Origin of the sequence: Roseivirga sp. UBA838, from assembly GCF_002296035.1 — a bacterium.
GTDB classification, from domain to species: domain Bacteria; phylum Bacteroidota; class Bacteroidia; order Cytophagales; family Cyclobacteriaceae; genus Roseivirga; species Roseivirga thermotolerans.
The window spans coordinates 90404-112863 of sequence record NZ_DBHC01000022.1 but is presented as its reverse complement, the minus strand read 5'-3'; the positions used below and the strand labels follow the sequence as shown (position 1 = coordinate 112863).

At 42.5% G+C, this 22460-nt stretch carries 20 protein-coding genes; 5 read left to right on the top strand and 15 right to left on the bottom strand.

All coding sequences use genetic code 11. The features are described from left to right. The 11 genes from B3O12_RS08885 to B3O12_RS08835 all read right to left on the bottom strand — a co-directional run. A partial coding sequence (locus tag B3O12_RS08885; protein ID WP_286756029.1) for a hypothetical protein occupies window positions 1-888 on the bottom strand: 888 nt, incomplete at its 3' end. Window positions 889-900: 12 nt separating this feature from the next. Further along, a complete protein-coding gene (locus B3O12_RS08880; protein WP_286756028.1) occupies window positions 901-1368 on the bottom strand; it encodes a hypothetical protein in 468 nt (155 codons plus the stop codon). Window positions 1369-1381: 13 nt separating this feature from the next. Next, window positions 1382-4966 carry a hypothetical protein gene (locus B3O12_RS08875; protein ID WP_286756026.1) on the bottom strand — a complete coding sequence of 1195 codons (3585 nt, stop codon included), beginning with the start codon at window positions 4964-4966 and terminating at the stop codon, window positions 1382-1384. Window positions 4967-4981: 15 nt separating this feature from the next. Continuing rightward, window positions 4982-6073 (bottom strand): hypothetical protein, encoded by a 1092-nt coding sequence (locus tag B3O12_RS08870; protein ID WP_286756025.1) that lies wholly within the window; start codon window positions 6071-6073, stop codon window positions 4982-4984. Window positions 6074-6076: 3 nt separating this feature from the next. Next, the gene (locus tag B3O12_RS08865) at window positions 6077-7168 is read right to left on the bottom strand and encodes a hypothetical protein (RefSeq protein ID WP_286756024.1); all 1092 of its coding nucleotides are present in this window, start codon (window positions 7166-7168) and stop codon (window positions 6077-6079) included. A 167-nt stretch (window positions 7169-7335) separates the two neighbouring features. Then, on the bottom strand, window positions 7336-8331 hold the full coding sequence (locus B3O12_RS08860; protein ID WP_286756023.1) for a hypothetical protein: 996 nt from the start codon (window positions 8329-8331) through the stop codon (window positions 7336-7338). A 108-nt stretch (window positions 8332-8439) separates the two neighbouring features. After that, window positions 8440-8856, bottom strand: a complete 417-nt coding sequence (locus B3O12_RS08855; RefSeq protein ID WP_286756022.1) for a hypothetical protein — start codon at window positions 8854-8856, stop codon at window positions 8440-8442. A 57-nt stretch (window positions 8857-8913) separates the two neighbouring features. Beyond that, window positions 8914-9372, bottom strand: coding sequence for a hypothetical protein (locus B3O12_RS08850; RefSeq protein WP_286756021.1), 459 nt, complete (start codon window positions 9370-9372; stop codon window positions 8914-8916). A gap of 143 nt (window positions 9373-9515) precedes the next feature. Then, complete coding sequence (locus B3O12_RS08845) at window positions 9516-10283, bottom strand: succinate dehydrogenase/fumarate reductase iron-sulfur subunit (RefSeq protein ID WP_189631694.1); 768 nt, start codon at window positions 10281-10283, stop codon at window positions 9516-9518. Between the two features lie 26 nt (window positions 10284-10309). Further along, on the bottom strand, window positions 10310-12319 hold the full coding sequence (locus B3O12_RS08840; RefSeq protein WP_286746887.1) for a fumarate reductase/succinate dehydrogenase flavoprotein subunit: 2010 nt from the start codon (window positions 12317-12319) through the stop codon (window positions 10310-10312). A gap of 10 nt (window positions 12320-12329) precedes the next feature. After that, a complete protein-coding gene (locus B3O12_RS08835) occupies window positions 12330-13019 on the bottom strand; it encodes a succinate dehydrogenase cytochrome b subunit (RefSeq protein WP_189631692.1) in 690 nt (229 codons plus the stop codon). Between the two features lie 310 nt (window positions 13020-13329). Between B3O12_RS08835 and B3O12_RS08830 the strand changes: the two genes are divergently transcribed. The 4 genes from B3O12_RS08830 to B3O12_RS08815 all read left to right on the top strand — a co-directional run bounded on the left by B3O12_RS08830 (window position 13330) and on the right by B3O12_RS08815 (window position 18728). Beyond that, window positions 13330-16197, top strand: coding sequence for a gliding motility-associated C-terminal domain-containing protein (locus B3O12_RS08830; protein WP_286746890.1), 2868 nt, complete (start codon window positions 13330-13332; stop codon window positions 16195-16197). Beyond that, entirely contained in the window at window positions 16197-16598 is a 402-nt protein-coding gene (locus tag B3O12_RS08825) for a thiol-disulfide oxidoreductase DCC family protein (RefSeq protein ID WP_189631690.1), read from the top strand. The genes B3O12_RS08830 and B3O12_RS08825 overlap by 1 nt, the downstream gene beginning before the upstream one ends. Window positions 16599-16640: 42 nt before the next feature. Beyond that, a complete protein-coding gene (gene fabD / locus B3O12_RS08820) occupies window positions 16641-17513 on the top strand; it encodes an ACP S-malonyltransferase (protein ID WP_286746893.1) in 873 nt (290 codons plus the stop codon). 357 nt (window positions 17514-17870) lie between these two features. Next, window positions 17871-18728 carry an alpha/beta hydrolase gene (locus B3O12_RS08815; RefSeq protein WP_229838770.1) on the top strand — a complete coding sequence of 286 codons (858 nt, stop codon included), beginning with the start codon at window positions 17871-17873 and terminating at the stop codon, window positions 18726-18728. A 12-nt stretch (window positions 18729-18740) separates the two neighbouring features. On the opposite strand, the gene B3O12_RS08810 is transcribed toward B3O12_RS08815, so the two are convergent. Together B3O12_RS08810 and folK are read right to left on the bottom strand one after the other, a co-directional pair. Then, window positions 18741-19118: a hypothetical protein gene (locus B3O12_RS08810; protein ID WP_286756020.1), complete on the bottom strand. Its 378-nt coding sequence runs from the start codon at window positions 19116-19118 to the stop codon at window positions 18741-18743. A 263-nt stretch (window positions 19119-19381) separates the two neighbouring features. Beyond that, on the bottom strand, window positions 19382-19876 hold the full coding sequence (gene folK, locus B3O12_RS08805) for a 2-amino-4-hydroxy-6-hydroxymethyldihydropteridine diphosphokinase (RefSeq protein ID WP_189631687.1): 495 nt from the start codon (window positions 19874-19876) through the stop codon (window positions 19382-19384). A 74-nt stretch (window positions 19877-19950) separates the two neighbouring features. On the opposite strand from folK, the gene bioB reads away from it, so the two are divergent. Continuing rightward, complete coding sequence (gene bioB, locus B3O12_RS08800) at window positions 19951-21054, top strand: biotin synthase BioB (protein WP_189631686.1); 1104 nt, start codon at window positions 19951-19953, stop codon at window positions 21052-21054. Between the two features lie 32 nt (window positions 21055-21086). On the opposite strand, the gene B3O12_RS08795 is transcribed toward bioB, so the two are convergent. Further along, window positions 21087-21689 (bottom strand): outer membrane beta-barrel protein, encoded by a 603-nt coding sequence (locus B3O12_RS08795; protein ID WP_286746905.1) that lies wholly within the window; start codon window positions 21687-21689, stop codon window positions 21087-21089. Between the two features lie 179 nt (window positions 21690-21868). Further along, the gene (locus B3O12_RS08790; RefSeq protein WP_189631684.1) at window positions 21869-22459 is read right to left on the bottom strand and encodes an outer membrane beta-barrel protein; all 591 of its coding nucleotides are present in this window, start codon (window positions 22457-22459) and stop codon (window positions 21869-21871) included. Window position 22460 lies beyond the last annotated feature (1 nt).

Sequence of the window (22460 nt, the reverse complement as noted above, 5' to 3'; positions counted from 1 at the left end):
GTTACTCCCCTGACAGCGGCTATCTACACCTCCGCTTATCGTCACTGAGCCTACTAAAGGGGTTACGGTAACTGTCTTGGTGGTGCTGGTAGAACAGTACCCGTTTGAACTAACTACCGAAACAGTTGCATTACCAGTGAATTCACTATTCCAAGATACTGTTCCATTGTTGTTAATAGTCCCAGCACTACTGGGTTGTATACTCCAGGTATAGCCCGTAGCATTATTGGCAGAAGCATTATAATCGGAAGTACCTCCTCCCTGACAGCGACTTGAAGCCCCTGATATTGAACTACTTCCTACTTGAGGAACAATACTGCTAATTGTCACACTAGAGGAACCCGCACTCCATTGATTAGTTGAACTTCTGTAAGCTCTGAGGTAGTAAGTACCAGTAGAGGTGACCGTATATGAAGCGGAAGAATTAGAAGTACTCGTGCCACTCGAGTTTGTTCCTTGCCAGTACCACTGAATTCCAGAGGGGGGAGAACCACTCATTCTTATCTCAGTAGATCCACAATTCTGACTAAACACAAGAGGATCGTATGGAACAGGGGGTGGGGTGTAAGCTATTTGGACAAAACTACTGGTAACCAGATACATTTCCGAGTCATTGTCAACAACCATAGCATCAATAAAATCTGTCCCCCCTTCATCCCAACGAATAGTCACACTATTGCCTGATTGAGACATTATGGTACCCTTACCATTATTGATATACCAAGATATTGAAGCTATGTTAGGCCCATTCATGGTGTAAGTCTCTGTGTCATTTTCCACAACAGAAAACTCTCCTGATATGCTATATTGCGCCCAAGCTGATTGAAAAGAGATAGATAATAGTACCGTAAATACCAATACCTTATAACATTGACTAAGTATCCTCATTGTGTGTGGCTTTTACTGCTTTCTAAGATGAATTTGCTTAAAGATCAGGGTTTCACTTTCATCCTTTTTGGATTTAAGCTTTAGCTTCAAATTATTGGTCCCTATTCCGCTAACTATAAACTCCTTTATCTGCCCAGATTCATAAACAACTTTCAGGAGCTTCTCCTTTGAATCATAAATCCAACTTCCTTTTATCAAATCTCCTGAAGGAATAGAGATTGTCAGAAGACCTTGATCAGTGAATTCATAAACCCTAAATTCATACTGACCGCGTAAGAGTTTTTCAAACCGATTACCATTCTTGGTCAACCCCTTCTTTACCTCGCTCGATAAACTCCTAAAAGAACTATCATAATCGAATGCCCAGGTACCAACCAGGCTGTCTTCCAACCGTGACTCCCCCCTTGCACTTTGAGCATTAGAAGAGTCTATTATTAGAAAAAATAGCACAAAAACTATCGTTAGCTTTAGCAAATTCATGTGTTTATCAAATTTAATTGCAGGTGTTTTTTACTTGAACTGTAGCATCATAGGTATTTGGAAGACCATTGGTACTATTGGAATAAATCCTGATGTTAGCGCTCTGATCCCAATTATTAATATTTGTACTACCCGTATATCGTATTCTGAATACACCACTTGATTGAGGTGCTATATAGAGAGGTAATTGGTAAGAACCTGAAATACCCTGACGCCACTCTCCACTTGGATTGTACAATATTTCTAATCCGTCATTCTGATCAGCTTGATCCAGAACAATTTGCTCTACCTCTAGATAATCATTTCCACTATTCTGAATGGTAACAGTAGTTTCTACAAATGGAGCCGTCACAGCAGCACATGTAGAAGTCAGTGACATAATTCTGGAGGGAGTTTCGACACTGGCACTAAGATTAAAACTTAAATATACAGGTCCACTACTGACTTCCTTGATCACAGCACCACCGCTAACCCCTCCTTGTGATGAAGGGGCAGTGAAGGTAATAGGAAGGTTAAAGGTTTCACCCGGTGCTATTGCAAAACTCGAAAAAGAGGTATAAAAATAGGTTGGTAATGCTAAGTGACTGATATCCATAACAGTATTACCCGTATTCTTAATCTTGAATACCTTAGTTTTGGATTCATTTGGTGCAACAACTCCAAAATCTGTTGAACCTTGATTTAGTATGAGCGATTTTGCTTCAGCAGGCTCAAAATTGTAATCATACTGTTTTAAAATATGTCCATTGTCGTCTTTTAAATGTCTAAGACGTTCGTTCACATCATACTCATATGACACACTTAACCTATTGGGATCTGCCTGCTTAATCATTCCCACAAAAGGGTTATGCACATAGGTAGTAACATAGGCTGCACTAGTGTTAGAATGACTTCTAATATCTGACTCAAAATCACTTCCGCTCAAAGCCACATTATATGCCACCAACAAGTCGTTGTAACTAACTCCATTAGCTCTAACAACTGGTAATGTATTATTGTATCCCCAAATCAAAGAACTATATACCCCGGCCTTATCCACTACTTCCAATAATCGGCCTTGGGAATCATACTTGGTAAAATGATTCTCCAACTCATACCCACCAGTAAAGGAAGTGCCGGTAGTTGGCACAAAACTTCCTTTGTCTTTATTATAGCTATATGTCTTTCTAAGCACAATTAGATTGCTGGCATCAACTTCGAAGAGATTTGCCTGGGCAGAAACTAACTGATTATTCACTTCAAACTGGGTTTCGATAATGGGCTCTACGAGGTTCCTTTGAATCATATCTACTAAGACTTGAGGACTACTGCAGTTATCGCAAAGATCATACGGCCTGATATACCTTGTCCTAGTCATTTTCCCTCGTGAACCGAAGGTTTCTTCACTTTGAAGTTGATAATGGGTGTTGTATGAGTAGTTAGTAGTCTGGTCGATATTTCCTGAGCTATGATAGCTTGTAGTTTGTTTCTGACTAATTCCGTCAAAAGTTTGTAACACTTTGTACCTAAAAAAGAACTCTAAGGAGTTATTCGAAAAGATCAAGCGAATGCCCTTTACCTCCCCAGTTGAACTATTGAAATAAGAGTAGGTTGATGACTCTACCGTAAGGCCCTGAGAATTCTTGGAAGTTTCCCCAATCAGCTGTCCATTTTTGTAAGCTTCAGACCCTAGAACTCTATAGTTCTCCCAGTCAGGTTGTAACACCGTGGGCACGTTCTCGAACTCGTAAATCCTTTCATAGCTCTCAGTTATACCTTCGAAAACCTCAACAACTCTCGAATACCCAATATTTTTTCCCTGTGCCGAATGCACAGCCAACATTTCATTGGCAGAAATAAATCGAGTCGCATATGTCCCATCGTTTTCAGGATCCCAATAAAAATAATACCACAGTGGGGTCATTATTTTACCCGATGATTTATTGGGGTTTGTGGCATCCACATATAAGTAACTGGTTTTGCTAGCCCGTTGCCCTTTCTCTGAGTAAGTGCTTTGCCCCTTCAACCTCAGACCGCCTCCATGTACATTTCCTGCATCCCCATTACTGTTAATACTTTCAGCACCATTCTGAACATTTGCACCATCTACATAATAATCGTGCAATTCGTATTCAAACTCTGTGTATCCCCCTGTTGGATAGTAAACTCTTTTAAGTGCCCCTATTTTTGCCATATCGAAGTTAGCCTTAGCATTGCTCGTCTGATAAAAAGTAGCGTTTTGAGGGGTTGAGGTAGAGAAATTATTAATAGCGAACCTTTGAAAAGTAGTTCCATCATAGTTTTGGATGTCTTTGAAGTAGTATCCAAAATTATCTATACCCCAGTTGGATTTATTAGGTAAGCCAAAATCCCCATATTCATACTCAAAACGATATACCTGATCTTCAATGGTAACGGCATTTAGCCTACTCCTCAAGAACTGATAGGCGTCAGTTTGCTGTATGTAATCACTATTAAAATATCCTTGATTAAAGCTTATTTGCTTTTCAAGTGTAGAAAACCCTTGCCCAATTACAGAAATTGAAGTGTAACGTTTAAGATAGGCGCTGCTACTCATGATATTCGAACTACCTGCAGGCGCGTAGCCACCTGCACCCAAGAACCTCTCTAGGTCATAGCGGTCTTCCATAGAAAAAACTATATTAAGCTCACCACTCAGAGTAATGCTTTTAAGGTATACATGCTCTTGAATTGTTCTAAACATTGGAGTGCTGCCCGTTGATAGTGTTTCTCCAAAAGAAGGCTGGGTAATTGAAACATATTTACTTCTTCCATCCGCTTCAAGGTCATATTCGAAGTTAACTACCTTACCATTAGGAGCTTCAAGTCTTTCAATATACCATGAGGTAATATTTCTATAACGACCACTATTTTTTAAATCCGTAAGTGAAGGATAATTAGAGTAACTAACCCATGTGGCCGGACTAGTACCGGCAGTCCCCGAAATTGACGTTGTTCTCTCCTTGACGGAGAAATATCCTTTAAACCCCGCTGGTGTGGTTATTATAAAGCTTTGATCAGCTTCATTAAACGTAACCTTAACGTTGTCGTTATTCAATTTGATCGCTGGAATACCCGAATCAACTATTTTTTGCTCGAGAGTAAATGACCCTGAGTATCCAAAAAAGTTGTAATGAAAAATATCAGGTTGCGTATCTATCCACCCTGAGTTGATATTAGTCCAATAGGTGTCTCCATATTGAATATTATCTACTAATTGCTGAGAATATACGTATCCCTTGGCATTACCATAATTGACCAAATCATCCTTTCCTTCAATAGTCCGAGAAATAAGCGCAGTTGCATTAAGTGTCCAACTTAAGCCTACTTCCGAAGCTTCTTGATTTACCTTTACTCCACCAGCATCATAACTCAATGATATTGGCAGTTTAATTCCCTCAAAATCAAATCGATATAAAGGTATATTAACATTAGAAGTTCCTGTATAAAGGTTGGGTTGTTGGGCACTGAAATTTGTCATCTGAAAGGCATTTGGTGTAGGAGGAACTACCCCTTGTATACCACCAGAAGACTGTGCTCTCAAGGAAGTACAAGTCAAACTTCCTATTATCAATAAAATTAAAGTGGGTTTATTCATGATTGTGTCAAAATTCTAGTTATCCAGTGCCTTACGTAGTAGGTTCATTATTAGCTCATTATCTCTTTTAATACGGTCGACATCTTTTTCCAACTCCGATATTCTATCATTTTTAATATTAATGTTCTTTTCGAGTTCAATAATATAAAGCGTCAACTCCTCTATCTTCTCTAATAGCTTTTGTTGGATTAGCCCCAGATCCTGACCATTGGCTTCTACTTCCTTAGCGGTGGGCACATTGGGAAGGTGGTCGTTTTCCTTAATGAAGGCTTCTAGCTCAGACAAACTTTTGAGCTGATATTCATTTGCAAATACATAATCTGGGAATGAGCCGGGAGCGGCAGAGACTTTTACTTTCTTGGATTCGAGATCACCCTGAATTAAGGCATTTCCATTTACCTCTAGCTTTTCTGAGGGAGAGGTCGTTCCGATACCAACAAATCCATTGTTTTGGATTCTAAACTTTTCTGATTCCGTGTAAGCACCATCTCTTGTAAAAAAGGCAATATCTGGCTGCCCATTGCTGCGATATATTGATCTTATGCTACCTAATGGAGTAGCTCCATTGGCACCTTGGGTGAAATAAATACCATCAAAACTGCCATCGGTAATTCCACCAACGTTTCTTAATTCTAATTGACCTGTTGTAGACTGAACATCCCTAGATATCGTCAACCTCCTTCCTGGATTCATCGTACCAATTCCAACAAACGCATTGTGCTTAAGGCTCAGGACAGGCTTGAATAATGACAAGTCTTTTTCCGAATTATCATTATTCCAGTCTATTCCAACAAAGTTCAAATTTCCATCTCCACCGGAAGTCATATGCATAATCATTCCTTTGCCAGTAGCGGTACCGTTGCCAGGCCACTCTGCCTGAAACCGATTATAATTACCCGAAACAGAGGAAGAATTTAGAAATGCATTAAATCCGATGTACCCGAAATTATTCATCCGTGTACTACCAATAGAGGTGTAAGCACCAACTTTTACATCTTTGCGACTATTATTGTAGTCTGTGGTTCCACTAGTATTGTAGTACTGAATTTGACCGACAAGAGATAATGAGGAAATTAATCCCAGGAGGGTAAAGGCAATTCTTTTCATATACTACCATTTGTCTTTCTTGATTATTTCTTCCTTCAATTGCTGCATTTGTTGTTCCAATTCAAGGTTTTTGATTTCCAGATTTTTCAGCCCTTTGTTTTGTTCGAGTATGTATAAGGTCAGTTCCTCTATCTTCTCTAAGAGCTTTTGTTGAATGAGGCCCAGGTCTTGTCTTTCTTCCTCTATTTCCTTAGCTGAAGGAATTCCAGGTAAATGACCATGCTCCTTAATGTATTGCTGAAGTTCATCTAAAGACAGTAGAGGGTGCCCATCGGAAAAAACATAATCAGGCCAAGCCCCCTCTACCTGAACTTTTACCTTTTCCATTATGGCATCTCCACCAACAGAGAGCTTGTAGCCAGAAGGTAAATTGTCTGTTCCTACCGAGAGCTCATCCAAACTATTGGGCATAATACCCAAAAGTTCTGCAATGGTAGGTTCGTTACCATTCACTTCATCTATGCGGGGGGCATAGAAGTATTGGCGATCGGAGGTATTTGAATCGTAATAGAGGTATGAGCGGTGTCGAAGGCTCGATGTTGAGGTTTGAAATTTGAAATCAGTGATATTTACCACCTTTTTACCAGTCACTCCATCATAAATCCCACCATAATTCTCGGTGCTGTTATCACCACTGCCATGAACATAGCCAACAATCAAATACCATCGATCTAATGTTGGGGGGTCACCTACCCAGAAATAAGCATTGTTGTTTACGGAACCGTCCAAATTCAAAACATGACTCCCGCCCCCAGTGCAACCAAGGTAGCTATGGCCATTATTGGAATTGGTCTTCTTAATCCAAACAGACACTCTATATTCCTTTGAATGGTCAATAGCATAATAATTAGAGTCCCATCCTCCACTTGTCCCCCCCCCTGCATCTGGACTTGCTTTCCAAAGAATCACCCTGTTTCCATGAGGACCAATGCCCCACTCTCTTGTGTTTTCGGATGTTGAACCATTTTGACTGAAGCCGGAAGCGCTACCAGAACCTATAGTCCAGCCATTTAGGTCAAGAAGGTTTTGTGCATAAAAATTGAATGGAAGGCTTAATAGTAATAAACAGGCTAGGGATTTCAGTGTGTGTTTCATTGTTTGAAATTTACCTAAAGTATTAAGTATTTCGATTATTTACATATTAATCTTTCTTAAATCTTACTCTAAAATTGATCATCGGCAAAGTGAATGAAAGAAGTTCATCCAATCATATATTCAAACAACAAAAAACTATATTCGAACAGGAATATGCGTGATCATTCTTAATTGTCACTTTTTAGCTTTTCTATTTCAGCGGCCTGGCTTTTTATGGTCTTTTCCATTTCAATCATGTGAAGCGTCAACTCTTCAATCTTCTCCAGTAGCTTGAGCTGTAAATCTCCCACATCCTGACCATTGACTTCTATTTCTTTGGCATTGGGGATATTGGGAAGGTGGGAATTGGTTTTGATAAATTCTTCTACCTCACTTAAAGACTGAAGCTTATAGTCATTAGCAAAAACATAATCGGGAACCGAGCCGGGGTCGGCCGTAACTTTTACTTTCTTGGATTCGAGATTGCCTTGAACAAACGCATTACCATTAAGAGTGGTATTTCTGAAACGGTCAAAATAAATGGCCGCATAATTCAAATTACCCTTGCCAATAGGCAAGTCTCCGCTTGTAGTTCCCAAACCAAAACCTGCAGTTTCATTATCTGCGTTTATAAAAAAATCGAGATACCTCAAACTTCCAGAAGTATTTTTTGAATCAAACCTCATGCCTTTATTCAAGTTCCCCGTTGAACCTTGAGAATGGGCGAACCGAGCCATTAAATTACCAGTAGAAGAGTTATTAGAGACCGAAAACATCTCGCTACTTGAGGGAGTAGCACCAATACCTAAACTAGAGTTTATAACTCCTCCACCTTCTGTCAAAACTCTATTACCTAACTCGTAGATATGACCATTAGAATTGCTAATGTAAGTACTTTGGAAATCATAAGACATAATATCATCTCTGACCTTAAGCTTACTCCCAATATAGACACCCGTTCCAAAATCATTATTAGCATTGATATAAAGCCAGTTATTGTTAAACGAAAAAGCCCTGCGATCATCAATATCAATACGGTCAGTTTTTATTATGCCTGTTGCCCTTAGGTTACCGTTAATGGTTTGCCCCACAGAAAAGTCATTATTAACATCTGTATATGCCGGATTTTGAGCACTGAGGGAAACTGAAGCCAAGAAGCTTATTGCAATCATTATTTTTTTCATGAGATTTTATTTTGTGTGTAAAGAGGATTTAAAAAAAGTAGAATGGAAGATAACAAAAAAGCCTCCAAGTCAGAGGCCTTCATTTCATAGTTCTATCAATTCAATTTTCTAGTTGGAAGACCTACTTTCCAATATCTTGATTTTCTCAGCCTGACTCTTCACTGTCCGTTTGAGCTCTACCATTTCCTTGTTCTGCTCAATCATATAAAGTGTCAACTCCTCAATCTTCTCCAACAACTTCAACTGCAAGTATCCTACATCCTGCCCATTGGTTTCAATTTCCTTGGCATTGGGAATATTGGGCAAATGGGAGTTTGCTTTGATAAATGCCTCCACTTCTGCCAAGGTCCATAGTTTATAATTGGAGAAGAATACATAGTCGGGAACTGACCCCGGAGTGGCAGTGACTTTTACTTTTTTGGATTCTATATATCCTTTAGCCAAGACATTTCCTCCAACTGATAATTTAAAGTTCGCGGAAGGTGTAACTCCTACACCAAGATTGCCTTCCTTATTTAATCTCATCCTCTCACTGCTTCCTCTAGCTCGAAATACTAAATCATGGTTAGTAGTAGTTCCCATTCACCCATCAGTACCAGCAAAAACAATTTCATTGTGATCCAGCCCCAAACCAAAGTCAGTGCTTCCAACCAGCAACCAAGCACCTGATAAATTTGGGGCTCCTGCAATGGTCAAGTTGCTACTCAAGTTTAATTGGCCATTGGATGCCTTAGTTACCACTTGTTTCCAATTCTGCCAACTGCCATTGTAATTATACCTCAACCATAAATCCTGTTGATTTAGCCCGAAGGCCAATTGAGCATCGTACCTTACATCTCCAAATTGTGTTTGAAGAATCGACCACCAGTTTTGTTGATTAGGAAAATTGTTGGACGCAGGAGGAGCCATAGTGGTATTTATCCAGAACTTGGTGACCGCACCAATTGCATTATTAGCATTGTTAGAAGGTATTCCACGTTCTGCAGTAACATTAGCCTGAGACAAAAGAGTTGAAGAGGTCAATAGCCAAATCAAAGTCATTAATTTTTTTATGATTTTTTATGCGTAAAATATCATTCAAAAAATGAAAACCAATATAAAAGCCTCTTCCAGAAATCTGAAAGAGGCTCTAACTTTTGATGCGAACCCAATATTAGGGTTTGAGATTTGAGACTTTAAAGAAACTATTCCCCTTTTAAGGTAGCGTTCAAATACTCCCTGTTCATGCGGGCAATATTCTCAATAGAAATTCCTTTGGGGCATTCCACTTCGCAGGCTCCGGTATTGGAGCAGTTTCCGAAACCTTCTTCGTCCATTACTTTCACCATATTTCTTACCCGCTCCTTGGCTTCTACTCTCCCTTGAGGAAGAAGAGCAAACTGCGATACCTTAGCTGAAACAAAAAGCATGGCTGAGGCATTCTTACATGAAGCCACGCAGGCCCCGCAGCCTATACAGGTGGCCGCATCGAAAGCTTTGTCTGCATTTGCCTTTTCTATAGGAATAGCATTGGCATCTTGTGTATTCCCTGAAGTGTTTACACTTATAAAACCACCGGCAGCCATAATACGATCGAAAGCAGAACGGTCTACTACCAAATCTTTTATGACAGGGAAAGCCTTAGCTCTCCAAGGTTCAATGTAAATGGTATCTCCATTCTTAAACTCTCTCATATGTAACTGACAGGTAGTAATTTCTCTACCCGGCCCATGTGCTTCTCCGTTAATGTACATTGAACAGCTACCACAAATGCCCTCACGGCAGTCATGATCGAAGGCTACCGGTTCTTTACCTTCCTCAATAAGCTGCTCGTTCAATATATCCATCATCTCAAGGAAAGAGCTATCTGGTGAAATATCAGAGACCTGATAAGTTTCCATCTGGCCTTTTTCCTTTTGACTTTTCTGTCTCCAGACTTTTAGTGTAAGGTTTAATCCTTTATTGGCTGACATATTTCGTATATCTAGGTTCTAAATAATTATTTGTAGGAACGGGTTTTGAGCTCAATATTCTCATAAACCAATGGTTCCTTATGCAGTACAGCCTCAGAAGGCTCTCCTTTATATTCCCATGCAGAAACATAGGTGAAGTTGGCATCGTCTCTCATGGCTTCTCCATCTTCTGTGCTATACTCTTCTCTGAAGTGACCACCGCACGACTCATTTCTGAGTAGCGCATCTCTGGCAAACAGTTCACCCAATTCCAGGAAATCTGCCACACGGCCTGCTTTTTCAAGCTCCTGATTTATACCATCAGGCGAACCTGGTACTTTCACGTCTTTCCAGAACTCTTCTCGAATTTCCTTTATTTCTTCTATGGCTTCTTTAAGTCCTTTTTCGTTTCTGGCCATACCTACCTTATTCCACATTACCTTTCCGAGTCTCTTGTGGAAGTGATCGACCGACTTAGTGCCTTTGTTGTTTACAAAGAAGTCTATCCTGTCTTTCACAGCCTTTTCAGCTTCATCGAACTCGGGAGTGTCAGTCGGAATTGGACCGGTCCTAATATCATCGGCCAAATAGTCGCCAATGGTATAAGGCAGCACAAAGTAACCATCAGCCAAGCCCTGCATAAGTGCAGAAGCCCCCAAACGGTTGGCTCCGTGATCGGAGAAGTTGGCTTCTCCTATAGCATAGCAACCCGGAATAGTGGTCATCAGATTGTAGTCTACCCAAACGCCACCCATGGTGTAGTGTACAGCCGGGTAGATCTTCATTGGGGTTTTGTACGGGTTGTCGGCCGTAATCTTCTCATACATCTGGAACAGGTTTCCATATTTCTTTTCAACTACCTGCTCGCCCATTTGTCTTATCTGCTCTTGGCTGGCATCGTGAAGTCCCTTTACATTGGCCTCCTCTTGTCCATAACGCATAATAGCCGAAGAGAAGTCCAAAAACACAGCCTCACCGGTTTCATTGGTACCTACACCATAGCCGGCATCGCATCTTTCTTTGGCAGCTCGCGAAGCCACATCTCTGGGCACAAGGTTACCGAATGAAGGATATCTGCGCTCCAGGTAGTAATCTCTATCTTCCTCAGCTATCTTAGTCGGGTCCAGTTTACCTGCTCTAATCGCCTCTGCGTCTTCCTTCTTCTTAGGCACCCAAATTCTTCCATCGTTTCGTAGCGATTCAGACATAAGGGTTAACTTAGACTGTTGGTCGCCATGCTGGGGTATACAGGTAGGGTGAATTTGTGTAAAGCAAGGGTTAGCGAAAAATGCTCCCTTCTTATGCACCTTCCAGCTGGCCGATACATTAGAACCCATGGCATTGGTGGAGAGGAAAAACACGTTTCCGTAACCTCCTGAGGCTATTACAACAGCATGAGCCGAATGCCTTTCAATTTCTCCGGTCACCAGATTTCTGGCAATAATTCCCCGGGCTTTTCCATTCACAATCACCAGATCCAGCATTTCATGGCGATTGTACATTTTTATCTTTCCTTTACCAATCTGCCGCGACATGGCCGAATAGCACCCCAACAGCAACTGCTGGCCTGTCTGACCTTTGGCATAAAATGTTCTGGAGACTTGTACTCCACCAAACGATCGGTTGTCCAACAGCCCACCATAATCGCGGGCAAAAGGAACCCCTTGCGCGACACATTGGTCTATAATATTGGTTGAAACTTCGGCCAAACGATACACATTAGCCTCTCTTGAACGATAATCTCCCCCCTTTACCGTGTCGTAGAACAAGCGGTATATTGAGTCTCCATCACCCTGATAGTTTTTAGCGGCATTAATACCTCCCTGAGCAGCAATGGAGTGTGCTCTTCGGGGCGAATCCTGATAGCAAAATGCTTTTACATTGTATCCCAACTCGGCCAAGGTAGCAGAGGCCGATCCTCCGGCCAAACCCGTTCCCACCACTATAACATCAATAAGTCTTTTGTTGGCAGGGTTTACCAGCCTGATATTATTCTTATGCTTGGTCCACTTTTCTGCTAAAGGACCTTCTGGAATTTTTGAATCTAGTTTAGTCATTCTTCCTTACTTAGTGTGAAGTTAAATGATGGAACAAGGCAATGAAGATAAAGCCTGCCGGAATGGCAATAGCATATATATTACCTAATTTCTTTATAGCGGGAGTATATTTGGCGTGTCTTGCTCCCATCGACTGGAAGGCCGAAGCAAAGCCATGTAGCAGGTGCATAGAAAGCAACACAAAAGCCACTACATAAATACCCACTCTCACAGGGTCGACAAATTTGTGAACCAGCTCTTCGTAGTAGCGAAAACTACCATCGGCCAGCAAACCAGACATATCGCCCTGAACATATTTTACATTTATTTCCGGAATCCAGAAATCATAAAAATGTAGCCCCAAAAATGCCAGCACCACAGCTCCTGAAACAATCATATTTCTGGAGAACCAGGTCGAATTGGCAGAGCCTTTATTCATGGCATACTTTACTTCTCTGGCGTTACGATTTTTAATTTCCAACACAAAACCCATTACAAAGTGATACACCACCGCAAAAATCAGCACCGGCTGCAGTACAAACTGCACCAGAGCGTTGGTACCCATAAAATGTGATATCTCATTGAAGGTATCTTTGCTCAAAACCGAGATGAAATTGATTGTGAAGTGTTGTAACAAGAAGATCATGAGGAATAGGGCTGAAAGCGCCATGGCAAACTTTCTCCCCACTGAACTACTAAAGGTATTTTTTACCCAACTCATTTAATTTCAATGGTTAAAATTCCGGTCAAAATTACAGTTCAAACGTTACCAAACAAAAGCAAATATGCTTGGAACAATTCTAAATAACAGCAACAACCCGCTAACATAGTGTGATCATACTTTGTTTGCTACTTAAGAAAAAAGTGGAGAGAATTTGCCTTAAAACTTAAGCCTGGTGACATTGCACCCAAAACAAGTGGGGTTAAAGCCTCCCTTAGGTGTGATATTACAACCTAATGACAGTTTTTTGTGTTGGAAGATATAACTTAGTGACCCTGGCGCGTTAAACTTCTTAGGCCAATAGAATCTTATGCTACGAAAAATATTTGTGCTCCTATTGCTCACTTTCCTGGCTACGGAAGCCTGGGCAACTCATATTAGAGCTGGCGAACTAACAGCAGTAAGAATATCACAGTCCAGCTTAAGATATCGCTTTACTCTGGTTATTTACCGCGACACTGAATCGTCCATTCAAGTGGGGTCGAATGGCATTATGAACTTTGGCCAGGGTAGAATTATCAGAGACAAGCCCGCACTGGAAGCCGCCTCGGTAGAAGGCCGGTTCATTATTACGCCCATTGGCCATCAGACCGAAAAAGTTACCATTTCCTGGGAACACACCTTTGATGGACCGGGAGTGTTTGTGGTGAGCTATACCGAAGAAAACCGAAATGGAGGAATCATTAACCTTGGAGGAGCAACCTCCGACAGTATTCCTTTCCACATCGAAACCGTTATCCGTATCGATCCGGGATTGGATGTAAATGGCACCCCACAACTAACCATTCCGCCAATAGATAGAGGCTGTGTGGGAGCACGATTTATCCACAACCCCGGGGCCTATGACCCGGACGGAGACAGCCTGGCCTACAAAATGGTTGTTCCCCTGCAAGACCGCGGCACGGAGGTTATTCCTTATCTTCCGCTAGACGACCCCAGCATAAGCAAAATCCGAGAAGATGGAGGCACCCCCACCAACTTTAGTATAGACCCAATAACGGGAGATATGATTTGGGATGCACCGGAGTTTGCCGGTGAATACAACATTGCCTTTATCATAGAAGAGTGGAGATATTCTGAACTCACCGGGCGCTATGAACTGCTGGGCTACGTAACCCGAGACATGCAGATTCTCATAGAAGATTGCGACAATGAAAGGCCATTGCTCGAAGTTCCGGCAGACACCTGTATTGAAGCAGGCCAGCTGTTAGAAGCTGTTATTCGTGGAACCGACCCCGACAATAACGACATCCTCGTAGAGTCTTTTGGTGGGCCATTTAGAGTAAATTCATCACCCGCTCAGTTTTTTAACCTGCCCGATATGTCTCAAGACAGAGACTTTAGGCCGCAACCTGCCGAATACCTTTTCAAATGGCAGACTAACCTTTCGCACGTTCGAAGAAGACCATACGAAGTACAGTTTAAAATTACTGACGATCCGTTTGACCCGGATGCCCCAAACCTGACCGACTTTAAACGTTGGAACGTTACTGTGGTGGCACCGGCACCCAAAGGCCTCACTGCCAATATTGTCACCGGGCAGTCTATAGAGTTAAATTGGGACAACTACGTTGGAGGCAACCTAAACCCGAGAATCGAAATTTACCGGAGGGTAGAGAGCTACGACTTTCAGCCCGAACATTGTAACGTGGGCATACCGGCCAATTCCGGCTACGAACTCATTGACGATGTAGCCGTAAGCGAGACTTCGTATCTGGACGACAATGACCTTCGGCCCGGAGTTAATTACTGCTACCGCATTGTGGCAGAATTCCCTTTGCCTGAAGGCGGAACGAGTTACGCCTCTGCAGAAGTGTGTGTAACCATACCGCTCGATGTGCCAACCATAACCAATGTTTCAGTAGAAGCCACAGACAACACCAACGGAGAAATGTATGTGCGCTGGACCTCTCCATTAGAAATAGACCAAACCCTTTTTCCCGGCCCCTATACCTATGAGCTAATCCGCTATACCGGCCAGAATGGAGGCAGCAACAGAACCCTGCTCACTTCTACACAAGACACTGTGTTTACCGACACCGGCTTAAACACCAAAGACCTACCCTATCACTATCAGGTAAGGTTCTATGATGCAGGAAACAACCTGATTGATAGTTCTTCTACGGCTTCTTCCGTATGGCTCGATGCCTTTGGCAATGTAAAATCCATAGACCTCTCCTGGACGGCCGATGTGCCCTGGTCCAATCAGGTGCAAAGCAGCCCCTACCACCTTATTTACAGAAACAGAACAGATGCCGCGGCAGAAGATGTAGACAACTTTGTGCTCATAGACAGCGCTCTGGTTACCTCACAAGGTTTGAAGTACCACGATGATGGCAGCTTTAATGGTATAGAATTAAAAGAAGACCGAGAGTACTGCTATTTTGTGACTACCCGGGGTAGCTACGGAAATCCCATTATTCCGGCTCCCCTCATTAACGACTCTCAAAAAATCTGTGTACAGCCCAATGATGAAGAGGCACCAGAAAAACCAATCATAGACAAAGACCCCGATAATGGCAAAGAAATCATTGGACCGGACGGACCTCTGCTGATCGTTGACAATGAGAACTGCGACAGGCTAAGTACTGAACCTTGTGGTTTTGCCAACTTTACCAATACGCTTAACTGGACCGTTCAAGACACACAAAACGATATTGCCCGCTATAACATTTATTATTCGCCAACCGGTGCCGAAGCCGACTATGAACTGGTGGGAACAAGTACTCAAACCACCTTCAGACACACCGGTCTTAACTCTATAAAAGGTTGTTACAAAATTTCGGCACTAGACCGAAGCAATAACGAAAGCGAACTGAGCGATCCTATTTGTTTTGACAACTGTCCATACTACGAACTACCCAACACCTTCACCCCTAACGGTGATGGTATCAATGATACTTTCAGGGCTTTTGACCAACCTAATGGCAAATGTCCGCGATTTGTAAGCTCGGTAGAGTTCCGGGTATTCGACCGATGGGGGGGCACAGAAATATTCAATTATACCACCCGCGGAACAGGCGAGCCCAACCTATTTATTGACTGGGATGGACGCGACAAAAACGGTGTGGAACTGCCTAGCGGAACTTACTATTATACCGCCACTGTTACCTTTGACGTATTGGATCCTTCAAAAAGGAAACAAGAGTTTAAAAACTGGGTAAAAATTATTCGATAGTGCAAAAAGACATTCTGCTTTTTGATGGGGTATGCAACCTTTGCAACAGTTCGGTCAATTTCATTATCGACCACGATCCAAAAGGTCATTTTAGGTTTGCCGCACTACAATCAGATTTTGGTCAAAAAAAGCTGAAAGAATTAGGCTATGATCAGGCCGAATTTGATAGCCTTGTGTTGCTCTCAGGTGGCAAGGTTTACAAAAAAAGCTCTGCAGCCTTGCGCATTGCCAAAAAACTATCGGGCCTATATCCTCTGCTCTATATCTTCATAATCATTCCGCCATTTATAAGACACGGGGTTTACGACATAATTGCCAAAAATCGCTATAAATGGTGGGGTAAAAGAGACAGTTGCCGCATGCCCACCCCTGAGCTAAAAGCACGCTTTGTTGAGGCCTAAGGATTTATCCTTAATTTTGTTCCCCAAATTAAATCACAGTATATGAAAGCATATGTTTTCCCAGGTCAGGGAGCACAATTCCCCGGAATGGCGAAAGACTTATACGAGTCTTCTGAAGAAGCTAAGAGACTATTGGAAAAGGCCAACGAAATTCTAGGCTTCAGAATTACCGACATTATGTTTAACGGTACCGATGAAGAACTGAAACAAACCAAGGTAACCCAACCGGCCATTTTCTTACACTCCGTTGTATTGGCCAAAATCTCCGATTCATTTAAGCCCGATATGGTAGCCGGTCACTCTCTGGGAGAGTTTTCGGCACTTGTGGCCAGCGGAGTACTTTCTTTTGAAGACGGCCTAAAGCTGGTGTCGCAAAGAGCCATGGCCATGCAGAAGGCCTGTGAAACAAACCCTTCTACCATGGCGGCCATTCTGGGTCTTGAAGATGCCGTAGTAGAAAAAATATGTAATGATATTGACGAGGTTGTCGTTGCTGCCAACTACAACTGTCCGGGCCAATTGGTGATTTCCGGAAGCCACAAAGGTATAGAGCTAGCTTGTGAAGCGGCCAAAGAAGCAGGGGCAAAAAGAGCCCTTCCCTTACCTGTGGGGGGCGCGTTTCACTCACCCTTAATGGAACCCGCTCGCGAGGAGTTGGAAAAAGCCATCGATTCGACCGTATTTAATAAAGGAATTTGCCCAATTTATCAGAACGTTACAGCCAAAGCTTCTACAGACATTGATGAGATCAAAGAAAATCTCAAAATTCAGTTGACTGCCCCAGTGCGCTGGACTCAATCTGTTCAGGCAATGGTGGCTGATGGAGCCACCCACTTTATTGAATCGGGGCCGGGTAAAGTGCTGCAAGGTCTGGTGAAAAAAATCCACAGAGAGGCTGAGGTAGATAGCATCTAGTTTGACCTTAAGAAAAAAACCAGAGAGGGTGTCACAAAAATCGTTTTAGCTTCATTCTGAAGAGCTGTCAGCCAACCAGCAAATTTTGAATGATGTTTTCTTCGATCTTTGTGTCACCTTTTTTTGTAAACCAATAGCCTCCCTCTGCCTTTCACTTCTCAAAGGCTTAACAAAAAAATCGGCCCGTTCTGTCCTTCCGCTCATAACATGTCTATTGTGATTGACTTGCCTTTTCTGGAAATTCCTGATCAGCCTGTGTGTTGTTTGTAAGAAAAACTCTATTGGGAAAATAGGCCACATTTGAAGTTTGGCCCTCCCTTACAACGACCTCAGGTAAATCCATCAAAATTAAAACTTATGAAAACGCGCTTCATTATCATCCTCCTTTGCATTGCCGGATGCCTTTCGGCACAAACCGGCAAAGTATTCGACAACCTATCCATGAAAAGTGAAATACTTAAAATGGACCGAAAGTTTGCCATATACCTTCCTCCCGACTACGAAACTTCTGAAAGAAGCTACCCCGTATTGTATCTGCTTCACGGAGCAGGAGACGATCAGACGGGTTGGGTGCAGTTTGGCGAAGTATTGCGAATTACCGATCAGGCCATAAAAGACGGAACTGCCACTCCAATGATTATTGTAATGCCCGATGCAAAAACCGGCCAAATGGGCTACTTCAATGTACCTCAAACCGACTGGCGTTATGAAGATTTCTTTTTTGAAGAACTTATGCCTTATGTAGAAAACAACTATAGAATAAAGAAAGAAAAAAGATACAGGGCTATTTCCGGACTTTCTATGGGAGGCGGAGGCACTTTTATGTATGCTATGCATCGCCCGGACTTGTTCTCTTCTGCAGCACCCCTGAGTGCCTATGTGGGCCCATTATCTTTAGAACAGTTTAAAGAGCAGGTAAAACGCATGAACCTCAAAGCCTCTGATGAAGAAATAGAGGCCTATTTCAAAAGACACAATGCCATTTCTTTAATAGAAGATGGGGATCCTAAACAAATTAGTTCGGTGCGGTGGTTTATAGACTGTGGTGATGACGACTTTCTTTATGAAGGCAACAGCCTGGTGCACATTGCAATGAAGAAAAAAGAGATACCGCATGAATATAGAGTTCGCGATGGAGGACACACTTGGACCTACTGGCGCGAATCTCTACCGGTTGTGCTAAAGTTCGTTTCAGACGCATTTCATCAGTATTAGACACAGAAAGCCTTATGCTGCACTCCAGAGAATTTCTTTGTAGTCGGTCGTAAGGCTTTTCATTTCTATGCGCATAGGAAACAACCTGATGCTCACTGTAGCTTGCACTCCGGGGAAGTCGTATGCCGATACCTGAACCCCGCGCTCGTCTTCTTTCAACGAAAAGTACTCCAAAATATCCTTGATCTCATCGTCCGGACAGAGCTCATCATACACTTCAAAAAGCCTGTCTCTGAGTCGTGCCCCATGGAGTCTATCGAAAAATAGCTGAAGAGCCTCAAGACGCTTGGCAAAGTACGTTTGCATGGCCAGGTGAGAGGTGTCTTTCATTTTTTTTAGTGCCTTATACTTTTTAAACACATTGTAAAATTCCTGATCTCTTCGTTCCATAGTCGTATCGTTTTATGCTTCAATCTACTATTTCACTTAGAATCAATGAGTTAAAAATCGATAACTGAACATAAGTTATCGACAACAGGAGTACATGAGTAGATAGGTTGCAATGAATTGGCCTCACCCTACAGAAGAAAGAGTAAAGCAATAGCACCTGTATCTTAAATTTGGGGCTGAAACAAGCCTCTACTCCCGTTGCTCATAGCATTGCCATAACTCAACAGTGTTGGAGTGACAACCCTTTCTAAAAAACCTGTAGATTACCCCTGCTGTGGTGCAAAAGCCTTTACTTCAAGAGTATCAGGGCAATCGTTTAGTAGTTCGTGTTGGGTCTTTTGGAGTTCAGGATGAACAAAATCAGGGGCTATCTCTACCAAAGGGATTAAAGTGAATCTGCGATCGGCAATTCCCGGATGCGGTAGCGTAAGATCGGCCTCTTGAAAAACCAAATCGTTGAAGTATAGCAAATCAATGTCAATGAGTCGTTTACCCCACTTCTCATAACGAACTCTACCCATTTCATTTTCTATTAGCTGAGAAATTTTGAGTAGTCTTTGGGGCGATTTAGAAGTTTCTACCTCAATTACCTGATTAAGAAAATCTTCCTGATCTTCGTTCCCCCAGGCCGCTGTTTCATAAATCTCCGACTCCTTTTTTATGGTAATCCCGTGGCTTACAATCATTTCCCTGGCTCTTTCCAAGTTCTTAGCCCTTCTCCCAATATTTGATCCTAACAAGAGGTAAATTCCCGACATGGCTGCAAATATAGGGTTTGTTATTGGAGTTGAGGTTGCCCCTAACTATTTTGCCAACTCTTAAGCAAGAATACATGAGTGAACTAAGACACGACTGGACGAAAGAGGAAATTCTTGACATCTATAACAGACCACTGCTCGACCTGGTCTATGAAGCTGCCACTATCCACAGAAAATATCACAACCCAAACGAGGTACAGGTTAGTACCCTGCTATCCATTAAAACCGGAGGATGCCCCGAAGACTGTGCTTATTGCCCTCAGGCTGCCCGATACCATACCGATATTGAAACCAACGACCTGATGTCGGTAGAACAGGTGAAAGCCCAGGCACTACGAGCTAAAGCCTCAGGTTCTTCTCGGGTATGCATGGGAGCTGCGTGGAGAAACGTGGAAGACGGCCCTGAGTTTGATCAGGTTTTGGATATGGTGCGCACCATTAACTCCCTTGACATGGAGGTATGCTGCACCCTGGGCATGCTCACAGAAAATCAGGCACAACGATTGGCCGAAGCCGGTCTATATGCCTATAATCATAACCTGGACTCTTCTGAAGAGTATTACAAAGAGATTATTTCTACACGAGGGTGGGAAGACCGACTGGAAACCCTTAAAAATGTTAGAAAAACGAATGTTACGGTATGCAGTGGCGGAATTATAGGCATGGGCGAGTCCATTGAAGACCGTGCAGGCATGCTGGTGGCTCTTTCATCGCTGAGCCCTCACCCGGAGTCGGTACCAATTAATGCCTTGGTTTCCGTAGAAGGCACCCCACTGGAGGAGCAGGAAGTTGTGCCTATTTGGGATATGATCCGCATGGTAGCTACCACACGAATTGTTCTACCTTCTACCACCGTGAGGCTTTCGGCCGGAAGAACGGAAATGAGTAAAGAGGGCCAGGCTTTCTGTTTCTTTGCCGGAGCAGGGTCTATCTTTGCCGGAGACAAACTACTTACCACTCCAAACCCAGATGTAAACGAAGACATGGAGCTCTTTAAAATTCTGGGCATTAACCCAATGAAACCCTATGCAAAAGGAGCCAAGCCGCAACCGCTACCTGTTGAGGAAACTACTCCTCCGGAGGGCGAAAAAGTAAAATGGAGCCGACCGGGTCACAGAATTGAGAAGAACGTAGAAGCCACCAAAAAGGCCAATAAAAAAAGAAAGGAAGCCATATAGGCTTCCTTTCTTTTTGGGTTCTTTTATAGGATTTATTTCTTACCACTCACTAGTTTTAGGCCTACGGAAAACACCAACATCTTTTGGCGTTGATCTGACTCGAAGCCTAGTACACTTTGCTTATTAATATCTTGCAAAGCACCATCATACTTTAAGTCAAGTGCAAAAAGGTTGAGCAAGTCCATGCCTACTCCCACCTGATAACCAACCGTTGCTTTACGGTAGTTGTCGCTAATGTCTTGAATGGTTCCATTCAGGTTGCTCTCTGCTTTAGTAATGAAATTGAACGAAGGCCCTGCCTGAAGTCTTAGGAAAAGCAGTTTTACACCAAAATTGAATGGCACATTAATTTGGTTAAAGTCAAGATCGGCCCGCTGATTATTATTAGAAATAGTTGCCTGGGTATCGGAGAATAGAATTTCCGGCATTAGCATAACCGACTTGCGAATACCAATACGCGCAAAAACCCCAAACTGATAGCCAAACTCTGCATCGCCAGACTGGGCATTGTTCACATTTTCAGAAAGTGAAAGTTCTGTAGATAGCAAACTGAACCTGGGGCCAAAGGCTCCATTTTGAGCCAGTACCAAATGAGAAATAAATGCTAAGGCGAAAATCAAAGTAAACTTCTTCATAGTCACAAATTTTATCGCAATTACGGTAGAATCTTCAAAAGGAAAAAGGCTACCCGAAAAGCCACAGATCTAAAACGCCATTATAAACTTCATAAACGATATTTATAGTAACCTTAACAAAGCAAACCCTCCATAGCTACAGCTATGGAGGGTTTGCTGAATTCCGGGTTGGGGATGGCTTAGAAAAGCTTAAACCCAACGGCAAACACCCACTGTGAGGTTCGCTGATCTGTATTTACTGTGGTATTGCCTACACGGATGGTTTCTCCAAACTGGCTGAGGCTACCTTCATATTTTACATCGAACACAAATTTGAGAAGGTCCAAACCAATACCAGCCTGATAGCCCACACTTGTATCTTTATAGTTGTCTTTTATGTCTCCGGCTACATCGGAACGCGAGGCGTCTGTCAAAAAGCTCAACGAAGGACCTGCATTAATTCGCAAGGGGCCCACCTTACCGCCAATCATTATAGGCACATCAATTTTGTTAAACTCAAAACTTACATCCTGATTATTTACGCTCAGTACAGACTCCGCCTTGCTAAAAAGTATTTCTGGCTGAACATACAAGCCAATAACCGGTACTTTAGCACGCATAAATATTCCAAACTGATAGCCAAATTCAGCATCGCCTTCCTCCACATTTGCCACCGCATCTTTGAGCGTGAGTTTTGAATTAACCAAAGTAACTCTCGGACCAAGAGAGAATTGAGCCGATGCACTAAATCCTAAAGCCATCAGCAAGCAGATCATTACGAGTTTTTTCATT

Bases quoted from the DNA above. Each gene is read 5' to 3' on its own strand.
- fabD (WP_286746893.1), top strand. From the start codon at position 16,641: ATGAAAGCATATGTTTTCCCAGGTCAGGGAGCACAATTCCCCGGAATG.
- B3O12_RS08865 (WP_286756024.1), bottom strand. From the start codon at position 7,168: ATGAAACACACACTGAAATCCCTAGCCTGTTTATTACTATTAAGCCTT.
- B3O12_RS08840 (WP_286746887.1), bottom strand. From the start codon at position 12,319: ATGACTAAACTAGATTCAAAAATTCCAGAAGGTCCTTTAGCAGAAAAG.
- B3O12_RS08855 (WP_286756022.1), bottom strand. From the start codon at position 8,856: ATGAGATTAAATAAGGAAGGCAATCTTGGTGTAGGAGTTACACCTTCC.
- B3O12_RS08870 (WP_286756025.1), bottom strand. From the start codon at position 6,073: ATGAAAAGAATTGCCTTTACCCTCCTGGGATTAATTTCCTCATTATCT.
- B3O12_RS08845 (WP_189631694.1), bottom strand. From the start codon at position 10,283: ATGTCAGCCAATAAAGGATTAAACCTTACACTAAAAGTCTGGAGACAG.
- B3O12_RS08810 (WP_286756020.1), bottom strand. From the start codon at position 19,118: ATGGAACGAAGAGATCAGGAATTTTACAATGTGTTTAAAAAGTATAAG.
- bioB (WP_189631686.1), top strand. From the start codon at position 19,951: ATGAGTGAACTAAGACACGACTGGACGAAAGAGGAAATTCTTGACATC.
- B3O12_RS08815 (WP_229838770.1), top strand. From the start codon at position 17,871: ATGAAAACGCGCTTCATTATCATCCTCCTTTGCATTGCCGGATGCCTT.
- B3O12_RS08790 (WP_189631684.1), bottom strand. From the start codon at position 22,459: ATGAAAAAACTCGTAATGATCTGCTTGCTGATGGCTTTAGGATTTAGT.
- B3O12_RS08835 (WP_189631692.1), bottom strand. From the start codon at position 13,019: ATGAGTTGGGTAAAAAATACCTTTAGTAGTTCAGTGGGGAGAAAGTTT.
- B3O12_RS08880 (WP_286756028.1), bottom strand. From the start codon at position 1,368: ATGAATTTGCTAAAGCTAACGATAGTTTTTGTGCTATTTTTTCTAATA.
- folK (WP_189631687.1), bottom strand. From the start codon at position 19,876: ATGTCGGGAATTTACCTCTTGTTAGGATCAAATATTGGGAGAAGGGCT.
- B3O12_RS08875 (WP_286756026.1), bottom strand. From the start codon at position 4,966: ATGAATAAACCCACTTTAATTTTATTGATAATAGGAAGTTTGACTTGT.
- B3O12_RS08795 (WP_286746905.1), bottom strand. From the start codon at position 21,689: ATGAAGAAGTTTACTTTGATTTTCGCCTTAGCATTTATTTCTCATTTG.
- B3O12_RS08850 (WP_286756021.1), bottom strand. From the start codon at position 9,372: ATGACTTTGATTTGGCTATTGACCTCTTCAACTCTTTTGTCTCAGGCT.
- B3O12_RS08830 (WP_286746890.1), top strand. From the start codon at position 13,330: ATGCTACGAAAAATATTTGTGCTCCTATTGCTCACTTTCCTGGCTACG.
- B3O12_RS08860 (WP_286756023.1), bottom strand. From the start codon at position 8,331: ATGAAAAAAATAATGATTGCAATAAGCTTCTTGGCTTCAGTTTCCCTC.